The sequence below is a fragment of the Helicobacter sp. MIT 14-3879 genome (genome assembly GCF_003364125.1).
Genome location: NZ_NXLP01000126.1, coordinates 1 through 2,450 on the forward strand (window position 1 = coordinate 1; position 2,450 = coordinate 2,450).

General features: G+C 30.3%; 3 protein-coding genes. 2 read left to right on the forward strand and 1 reads right to left on the reverse strand.

What is annotated here, in order from left to right:
• Window positions 1-244: 244 nt before the first annotated feature.
• On the forward strand, window positions 245-391 hold the full coding sequence (locus CQA44_RS12805; RefSeq protein WP_181881906.1) for a hypothetical protein: 147 nt from the start codon (window positions 245-247) through the stop codon (window positions 389-391).
• 1,116 nt (window positions 392-1,507) lie between these two features.
• A complete protein-coding gene (locus CQA44_RS12810; RefSeq protein ID WP_181881907.1) occupies window positions 1,508-1,672 on the forward strand; it encodes a hypothetical protein in 165 nt (54 codons plus the stop codon).
• On the opposite strand, the gene CQA44_RS12815 is transcribed toward CQA44_RS12810, so the two are convergent.
• Window positions 1,669-1,815, reverse strand: coding sequence for a hypothetical protein (locus tag CQA44_RS12815; protein WP_181881908.1), 147 nt, complete (start codon window positions 1,813-1,815; stop codon window positions 1,669-1,671). The two genes, CQA44_RS12810 and CQA44_RS12815, sit on opposite strands and share 4 nt — an antisense overlap.
• Window positions 1,816-2,450 lie beyond the last annotated feature (635 nt).

Consider the following 2,450-nt stretch of genomic DNA (forward strand, 5'->3'; position numbering starts at 1 on the left):
CATTATTATCTATTAAACAATTAGCAGAGATTATGAGACGTGGAATCCTAGATTTAATGTTACTGCAAGATCATACGCAAATTTTAATGTTAAAATTTTAGCTTGATAATATAGTAAGATTTTTTACATAAACTATTCACAACATCTTTTCTCTATCTTTAATTTTGATAGGAGATTAAAGAATCTGATGAGATGAAAAATTCTTGAATATTTTTTATTAGAGACACTTCGCTATGCTTAAGTAATGACAAAAGTAAATTGTCATTTTGAACTTGAGCGTAGTAAGGCTGAAGAATCTAACAATCCCTGTCATTCTGAACTTTGCTTTAGCAAAGTGAAGAATCTAAAAGATAAGATTGTTGATTTAATCAATCCTTATAAAAATGTTTAGTAGCAAAGCTAAAATCACATTGCATAAGATTAGTAATAATAAGATTCTTATTTCATAAACCCAAAATATTTATAAACATCAATTATTTGCTTGATAAGATTCTATTTACATAAACTATTTAGTATCTATTATATCTCTTAAGCTTAGTAATATAGCAGATTCTTATTGAATAAACTATTTAACATCTATTCTCTATTATTTTCTCTATCTCCCTAAGTTTAATAGCATAGAAAGTTTTTGTTTGTATAAAGCATTTAAATCTACTCTCTATCCTCTTAAGCTTAATAGCATAGCAAGATTTTTGTTTGCATAACATTATTATCTATTAAACAATTAGCAGAGATTATGAGACGTGGAATCCTAGATTTAATGTTACTGCAATTTAATGTTCCTGCAATTTAATGTTGCTGCAAGAGCATACGCAAATTTTAATGTTAAAATTTTAGTTTGATAATATAATAAGATTTGTGTTTGTATAGGCAGTAGGAATTTAGGATTTATCTCTTATTTTGTATTATATATAGTTAGAATCTTAAAAATTAATATTTCATTCTTAGGTTTGATTAGTAACTATAAAGTTTATTGCATTTGCTAGTGCTACCTTATCTTTTTGTGAGTATGGATAAGAGCAATTGTCATACTAAAGACTCCTTTTCTTGTCATACTGAGACTCTAAGGTTAAATTTACATTTGTCATTACTTAAGCGAAGCGAAGAATCCCTCTTTGTCATTCTGAGCTTGTTGTAACAAGCGAAGAATCTCTGAATCCTCAAACTTGTCATTACTAAAGGCTTTAGGCGAAGAATCTAAGATTCTACAATAAGAGATTCTTCAGCCTTGCTACGCTTAAAGCTTCAGAATGACAAGAGCAGTTGTCTTGTTGAGCGTTAGCGAAATATTTATATGAGAATCTTTAGGAGATTCTTCACCTGCTAAAGTAGATTCAGAATGACAACCCCCCCCCCTTATCCTATTTTGCAAGTATAGGTAAGAGCAATTGTCATACTAAAGACTCCTTTTCTTGTCATACTTAGATTCTAAGGTTAAATTTACAGTCTTATCTGCAATGTATTGCCTTATCCTCTTTGAAAGTATGGGCAAAATCCTTTGAGGATTGTGCGAGAAAGCAAAATATCCCTCTTTGTCATTGTGAGCTTTGCAAAGCAAAGCGAAGAATCTGACAAAGAATCTCTACAAGATTCTAAAGCTTTACCAAAACTCTTAAAAGCGTTAGCTAAAGTATCTCTAATAGAATCTTTTAAGATTCTACACTTAGCCTAATTTGAAAATTTTATTAAAGCTTTAAGATTCTTTAGCTTGTTAGAATCTAGCAGAAGAGATTCTATGGATTCTTCACTTTGCTTTGCAAAGTTCAGAATGACAAGAGCAGTTGTCTTGTTGAGCGTTAGCGAAATATCTCTCAATGATAGAATCTTAGGGATTTTCGCTACGCTTTAGTAATGACAGGAGGAAAGAGTAATTCTTCAGAATGACAATCCCCATTAGCCTATTCTTGTGAATCCACCTTGTCTTGTTGAGTGAAAGTAAAACACCTCTGAATCCTCAAACTTGACTTAGATTCTAAGATTAAATTTACACTTGTCATTACTTAAGGCTTTAGCCACTCTTTAATTTTAGTATTTTTATCATAAATATTCAAAGCTTCCTTACTAATAATGAGATTTTCAATCCCTTAAGAATAGCAAAAGAAAAGAGTGGATTTTTCAATTTTGTCCTCTCTGTAAGGTATTATCTTGTCATACTGAGCTTTGTTTGCAAAGCGAAGTATCTTTGAATCCTCAAACTTGTCATTATTTTGGGCAAAGCCCGAAGTATCTCTATTATTATAAAGTGATATTTTATCATTGAAGTATCTCTAATAGAATCTTTTAAGATTCTGCACTTAGCCTCATTTGTTGGTATCTATTTAATCTATCTAACATCTTTACTTTTGGTATCCATACTTTTAGTATCTATCAAGCTACCTATCCCTTGTATCTATCCATTAGTATCATCAAACATCTATTCCTTGTTATCCATTGGTATCTATTATCGTTAT

Bases quoted from the DNA above. Each gene is read 5' to 3' on its own strand.
- CQA44_RS12805 (WP_181881906.1), top strand. From the start codon at position 245: ATGACAAAAGTAAATTGTCATTTTGAACTTGAGCGTAGTAAGGCTGAA.